Origin of the sequence: Pseudomonas sp. SWRI92, assembly GCF_014268685.1 — a bacterium.
GTDB classification, from domain to species: domain Bacteria; phylum Pseudomonadota; class Gammaproteobacteria; order Pseudomonadales; family Pseudomonadaceae; genus Aquipseudomonas; species Aquipseudomonas marvdashtae.
This window is the reverse complement of record NZ_JABWQY010000031.1, coordinates 21,538-27,897: the sequence shown is the minus strand read 5'-3', so window position 1 is coordinate 27,897 and position 6,360 is coordinate 21,538. Positions and strand designations below refer to the sequence as shown.

Annotated in this window: 6 protein-coding genes; 2 read left to right on the top strand and 4 right to left on the bottom strand. The window is 60.7% G+C overall.

Annotated features, from left to right (window positions below; genetic code table 11):
• Positions 1-505, bottom strand: a 505-nt coding sequence (locus tag HU762_RS26390; RefSeq protein ID WP_186641849.1) for a LysR family transcriptional regulator, incomplete at its 3' end; no start/stop codon positions are given.
• A gap of 95 nt (positions 506-600) precedes the next feature.
• On the opposite strand from HU762_RS26390, the gene HU762_RS26385 reads away from it, so the two are divergent.
• Positions 601-1,545 carry a DMT family transporter gene (locus tag HU762_RS26385; RefSeq protein ID WP_186641848.1) on the top strand — a complete coding sequence of 315 codons (945 nt, stop codon included), beginning with the start codon at positions 601-603 and terminating at the stop codon, positions 1,543-1,545.
• A 251-nt stretch (positions 1,546-1,796) separates the two neighbouring features.
• Entirely contained in the window at positions 1,797-2,873 is a 1,077-nt protein-coding gene (gene hppD, locus HU762_RS26380; protein WP_186615560.1) for a 4-hydroxyphenylpyruvate dioxygenase, read from the top strand.
• 73 nt (positions 2,874-2,946) lie between these two features.
• On the opposite strand, the gene rarD is transcribed toward hppD, so the two are convergent.
• From rarD to HU762_RS26365, 3 genes are all read right to left on the bottom strand, one after another.
• Positions 2,947-3,831 (bottom strand): EamA family transporter RarD, encoded by an 885-nt coding sequence (gene rarD, locus HU762_RS26375; protein WP_186641847.1) that lies wholly within the window; start codon positions 3,829-3,831, stop codon positions 2,947-2,949.
• 84 nt (positions 3,832-3,915) lie between these two features.
• Complete coding sequence (locus HU762_RS26370) at positions 3,916-4,926, bottom strand: aldo/keto reductase (protein WP_186641846.1); 1,011 nt, start codon at positions 4,924-4,926, stop codon at positions 3,916-3,918.
• A gap of 121 nt (positions 4,927-5,047) precedes the next feature.
• Positions 5,048-6,358, bottom strand: a complete 1,311-nt coding sequence (locus tag HU762_RS26365; RefSeq protein ID WP_186641845.1) for an MFS transporter — start codon at positions 6,356-6,358, stop codon at positions 5,048-5,050.
• Positions 6,359-6,360: the final 2 nt, after the last annotated feature.

The following is a 6,360-nucleotide window of genomic DNA, read 5'->3' as shown; positions in this document are numbered from 1 at the left end:
GCAACAGGGCGACCATCTGGTCCTCCATCAAGGCGAACGTATCGAGGCGTTCTTCGGGTAGCACCACGAAACCAACGTCGATACGCCGTTCATCCAGCCATTGGAGCACCTGACGGTCCGGCCCTTCGTCGACATGCACCTCGATTCCCGGGTGCAAGGCGCGGTAGCGCCGCAGGATGGTCGGAAGCAATTTCATCGAGGAAGTCGGGCCGAACGAGCCTATGCGCAAGGTCCCGCGTCGCATGCCCCGGGCGTCGGCGGCTTCCTGGCGCAAGGTATCGGCTAGTCCGAGCATCGCCCTGGCTCGCAACAACAGTTGCTGGCCGATGTCGCTGGGCTCCACAAGGGATTGATGGCGTCGGAACAATTCGACGCCCAATTCCTGTTCCAGGGATTTGATGGCGTGCGACACCCCGGACTGACCGATCCCCAACCGTATTGCCGCAGGAGTGAAGCCGCGGAGTTCGGCGACCAGCGAAAAGATTTCCAGTTGGGTCAGGGTCATGAGTAAAAGCTCATTTTACGATGATGAGACATGAGAGTAACGATACATCATCCCAGTGATACGGGACTCGGATAAATCTCAAATTAGGTGAAGCGATGACCTCTGGCGAACATGCCGTTCCAACACCTTCCGATCTGCCGGTCTACTTGAAGCTCGCCATGGTGACCATGATCTGGGGCGGGACCTTCGTCGCCGGCAGGATCCTCTCCGATGCCCTGGCCCCAATGTTTGCCGCCAGCCTGCGCTTTCTGCTGGCGAGTATCGCGTTGCTGATGTTTCTCGGCCTGGCCCGCATCCCCCTGGCCAAGCCCAGCCTGAAGCAGGGCCTTTGGTTGGCGGTGCTGGGTTTCTTCGGCATCTTTGTCTACAACCTGTGCTTCTTTTACGGCTTGCAGCACATCAATGCGTCGCGGGCCTCGCTGATTGTGGCGTTGAACCCGGCGGTGATCGGGTTGGCGTCCTGGTGCCTGTTCGGGGAGCGGCTGGGTCGCTTGAAAGTCGCCGGCATCCTGTTGTGCATCGGCGGGGCGGGGTTGGTGATCGTCAACCGTGATCCGTCCGTGCTGCAGACCACGGGACAGGGTTGGATGGGTGACGTGCTGATTTTTGGCTGCGTGCTGGGCTGGGGGATCTATTCGCTGTTTTCCAAGGGCCTGAGTGAGAGTCTGGGCCCTCTGCAGACTGTCACCTGGTCGATCCTGCTGGGCACCCTGATGTTGTGGGTGGCCTGTGCCGCCAGTGGCGATATCCATTTTGGTGCTTTGTCAGCCCTGGATATCAGGCAATGGCTGAGCCTGCTGTATCTCGGCGTGCTGGGCTCGGCGCTGGCCTATATCGCCTGGTATGACGGTATCCGCAAAATCGGCGCGACCCGTTCCGGGGTGTTCATCGCGCTTAATCCGCTGACGGCGGTATTGCTCGGTGCGTTGCTACTCGACGAACGGCTTACGGCGATGATGTGCGTGGGCGGGGGGCTGATCCTGACGGGAATTTTCCTGTGCAACAAACCGCTTGCGCGTTCGGCTGCAAAGGCGATTTGATACCCAAGACGGACAAACAGGGTTACGCTGTGTAGAATCCGTTTACGCATATAAGAATAACGTCTTCTGGCAGCAGAAGCCTCGCCCGCAAGAGCCTTGGGTCGACAATGAAGATACTTGGGTTTCAACTGATCTACGGCGACTACCTCGCCCGCAGCGTTCGTGGTATTTCCTGCGCGCCGCCGCGTGCCCTCAGCATCACTGGCAACTAACGTTTCTTGTTAATTGATTAAGCATGATGAGGCGCCAACATGGCAGATCTATACGAAAACCCGATGGGCCTGATGGGCTTTGAATTCATCGAATTCGCGTCCCCTACACCCAACACCCTGGAGCCGATCTTCGAGATCATGGGCTTCACCAAAGTTGCCACGCACCGTTCCAAGGACGTGCACCTGTATCGCCAGGGCGCGATCAACCTGATCCTCAACAACGAGCCCAATAGCGTGGCGTCCTACTTCGCCGCCGAGCATGGCCCGTCGGTGTGCGGCATGGCGTTCCGTGTCAAAGACTCGCAAAAAGCCTACCAGCGCGCCCTGGAACTCGGCGCCCAGCCGATCCATATCGAAACCGGCCCGATGGAACTGAATCTGCCGGCGATCAAAGGCATCGGCGGCGCGCCGTTGTACCTGATCGACCGTTTTGGCGAGGGCAGCTCGATCTACGACATCGATTTCGTCTTCCTTGAAGGCGTAGACCGCAATCCAGTCGGTGCCGGCCTGAAAATAATTGACCACCTGACGCACAACGTCTATCGCGGACGCATGGCCTATTGGGCGAACTTCTACGAGAAGCTGTTCAATTTCCGCGAGATCCGCTACTTCGACATCAAGGGCGAATACACCGGCCTGACGTCCAAGGCCATGACCGCCCCGGATGGCATGATCCGCATTCCCTTGAACGAAGAGTCGTCCAAGGGCGCCGGGCAGATCGAGGAGTTCCTGATGCAGTTCAACGGAGAAGGCATCCAGCACGTGGCCTTCCTGACCGACGACCTGATCAAGACTTGGGATGCGCTGAAGAAGATCGGCATGCGCTTCATGACCGCACCGCCGGACACCTACTACGAAATGCTCGAAGGCCGCCTGCCGAACCACGGTGAACCGGTAGATGAACTGCAATCGCGCGGCATCCTGCTGGACGGCGCTTCCGAGCAGGGCGACAAGCGCCTGTTGCTGCAGATATTCTCGGAAACCCTGATGGGCCCGGTGTTCTTCGAATTCATCCAGCGCAAGGGCGACGACGGCTTCGGCGAAGGCAACTTCAAGGCACTGTTCGAGTCGATCGAGCGTGACCAGGTGCGTCGTGGCGTGCTTGCCACCGAGTGATGCCTGACCCATGAAAAAACCCGCCTGGCTGTGATGCCTGGCGGGTTTTTTATTTCCGGTGGGTGCTTGGCCTTCAGGCCCTGCGCCGCTGTCGCACCAGATGCTTGAACCCTTCGAACACCAGCACCGCCACCGCCATCCAGATGGGAATGTAGGTCAGCCACTCTTGCGCCTCGATGCTTTCCCCCAACAGCAGCGCGACGCCCAGCAACAGCACCGGCTCGACATAGCTCAACAGTCCGAACAGGCTGAACGGCAGCAGCCGGCTGGCAACGATGTAGGCCACCAGCGCCGAGGCACTGATGACGCCCAGCACCGGGATGAGTAGCGACAGCCACGGGTATTGGTCGAAGACGCCGAAACCCTGTTCACCGCTCTGCACGAACCACAATGCCAAGGGTAGCATCAGCGTCATGTCCAGCCAGAGCCCGCCCAGGTTGTCGGTGCGCAGGCGTTTGCGCAAGATGAAGTAGATCGGGTAACCCACCACCACCAGCAACGTCGCCCAGGAAAGCCCGCCGACCTGGTAGAGCTCGTTGAGCACTCCGAGGGTGGCGAAGAACACGGCGATTTTCTGAAAGCGCGAGAGGCGTTCGCCATAGACAATACGGCCGGTCAGCACCATCGACAGCGGCAACAGGAAGTACCCCAGCGACACATCCAGGCTGTAGCCATTGAGCGGTGCCCACATGAACAGCCACAGCTGCGCGCCCATCAACGCCGAAGAGGCCATCGCCCCGAGCAGCAGTTGCGGTGTGGCGACCAGGCGCTGGACGAGATCCGAGACCAGTTTCCACTCCCGCGAGACCAGCATGAAGGCCGTCATGCACGGCATCGTCAGCAGCATGCGCCAGCCGAAGATCTCCAGTCCGGTCAGGGGCGTGAGCAGCGAGGTGTAGTAGTACATGACGGCGAACAGGGCGGAAGCCGAGACCGATAGAACGATGCCTTTGGACACGGGTGCCTCTTGTTATTGGGACTACCGTTTTACCTGTGGCGAGGAAGCAAGCTCCCTCGCCACGGTTATATGGGTTGCATACTACTACGTGCGCGGTACGCGCCCCGGCACGAAGTGGCTCATGTCATTGAAGCCCGGTGTCGAAGCATGCCCCGGTGTCACCAATGAATCGATGAAGGCTTCGTCGTCCGCCGTGATCTGCACCGCCTGCGCCTTGGTATACGCGTCCCACTGCTCCTCGGTGCGCGGCCCGACGATGGCCGACGTGACGGCGCGGTTGTTCAGCACCCAGGCGATGGCGAACTCGACGATACCCACGCCGCGTTCCTGAGTGTATTGCTGGATCTGCTGGGCAATGCGCAAGGACTCGACCCGCCATTCGGTCTCCAGGATGCGCTTGTCCTGGCGGCCGGCGCGGCTGTTGGCATCCGGCGCCACGTCCGGCGCATATTTGCCGCTGAGCACGCCACGGGCGAGGGGGCTGTAGGGCACCACGCCGAGGCCGTAGTTCTGCGCGGCGGTGATCTGTTCGGTTTCCGCCTGGCGATTGACGATGTTGTACAACGGCTGGCTGATCACCGGCCGGTCGACGCCCAGATCGTCGGCGATACGAATCACCTCGGCGATGCGCCAGGCGCGGTAGTTGGACAGGCCCCAGTAACGGATCTTGCCCTGGCGAATCAGATCGCCAATGGCCGACACCGTGACCTGCAACGGCGTGTTGTGGTCTTCGCGGTGCAGGTAATAGATGTCCAGGTAATCGGTGCCCAGGCGCGTCAGGCTGGCCTCGATGCCATTGAACAGATGCTTGCGGCTCAGGCCGCTGCGGTTGGGCACACCGTCCGGCGGGCCAAAACCGACCTTGGTGGCGAGCACCCACTCCTGGCGATGACGGGCAATCGCCTCGCCGACGATTTCCTCGGAGCGGCCGTTGGTATAGACGTCGGCCGTGTCGATGAAGTTGATGCCCTGGTCCCAGGCCTTGCCGATGATCCGCAGTGAATCCTCGGTGCTGGTCTGTTCGCCGAACATCATGGTGCCCAGGGTCAGCGTCGAGACTTGCAACCCGGAATGACCCAGCGTGCGATAGCTCATGGACAAGATCCTTTTTATCGATGGGAAAGGTCCAATCAAATACCAGAACCGCCGCTTGGATCCAACTGATTTATCAAATCCTCTGGTCAACATGGGAGCAAGCTCCCACGGGGTAACGGGGTCAGGCCCGAAGCGTACGGGTCATGCGCAACGCCAGCAGGCTGCCGCAGACAATCACGCCGGCCAGCAGGTACAGCGCCGCATCGGTCGAGCCGGTGGCGTCCTTGACCCAGCCGACCAGATAGGGGCTGAGGAAACCGGCCATCTGGCCCATGGAGTTGATCAGCGCCAACCCGCCGGCCGCCGCGCCGGCGCTGAGCAGGGCGGTGGGCACCGGCCAGAACATTGGCAGGCCGGTGAGGGCGCCCATCGTGGCGATGGTCAGGCCGAGGATGGCGATCGCCGGCGTGGTTGCGAAGTTGACCGCGATCAGCAGCCCGGCCGCGCCCATCAGCATCGGCACCACCAAATGCCAGCGACGCTCCTTGTGCAAGTCCGCCGAACGGCCCACCAGCAACATGAACACCGCCGCCAGCAGATAGGGAATCGCGCTCAGCCAACCGATCACCAGGTTATCGCTGAAGCCCAGGTTCTTGATGATTGACGGCAGCCAGAAGTTGATCGCGTACACGCCGCTCTGGATGCAGAAATACACCAGGCCGAACGCCCAGATCGCCGGATTCTTGAACACTGCCGCCAAGGAGTCGGTGGTGGTTTTCGGCTTGTTGGCCAAGTCTTCCGCGTGGTCGGCGGTGAGCACGGCGCGTTCATGGTCAGTCAGCCATTTGGCGTTGGCGAAGGTGTCGCTGAGCAGGAAAAACGCCAGTGCCCCGAGGATCACCGTCGGGACGCCCTGCAACAGGAACATCCACTGCCAACCCGCGAGGCCACCTTGACCGGCGGCGAAGTGATTGAGGATCCAACCGGAAAACGGACTGCCCAAAAGGCCGGACACTGGAATGGCCGACATGAACAGCGCCATGATCCGGCCGCGACGGAACGTCGGAAACCACTGCGAGAGATACAGCACCACGCCAGGAAAGAACCCGGCCTCGGCGGCGCCAGTGAACAGCCGCAACGTGTAGAACTCGGTCGGCGTGGTGACGAACAGCAGGCAGGTCGACAGCGTGCCCCAGGTGATCATCATCAGCGCGATCCAGCGCCGCGGGCCGAATTTGGTCAGGGCCAGGTTACTTGGCACGCCGCAGAGCACGTAGCCGATGAAGAAGATCCCGGCGCCGAGGCCGTACACGGTTTCGCTGAATTTCAACGCGTCGAGCATCTGCAACTTGGCGAAGCCAACGTTGACCCGGTCAAGGTAATTGAACAGGTAGCAGATGAAGATGAAGGGGATCAAGCGCAGGGTAATGCGCTTGTAGACGGTATTTTTTTCGTCGGGGGTAGCCAGGAGGGCTGCTGCGCTCTGGGACATGG

Coding starts and splice junctions, on each gene's coding strand:
- HU762_RS26385 (WP_186641848.1), top strand. CDS start 601: ATGACCTCTGGCGAACATGCCGTTCCAACACCTTCCGATCTGCCGGTC.
- hppD (WP_186615560.1), top strand. CDS start 1,797: ATGGCAGATCTATACGAAAACCCGATGGGCCTGATGGGCTTTGAATTC.
- HU762_RS26370 (WP_186641846.1), bottom strand. CDS start 4,926: ATGAGCTATCGCACGCTGGGTCATTCCGGGTTGCAAGTCTCGACGCTG.
- HU762_RS26365 (WP_186641845.1), bottom strand. CDS start 6,358: ATGTCCCAGAGCGCAGCAGCCCTCCTGGCTACCCCCGACGAAAAAAAT.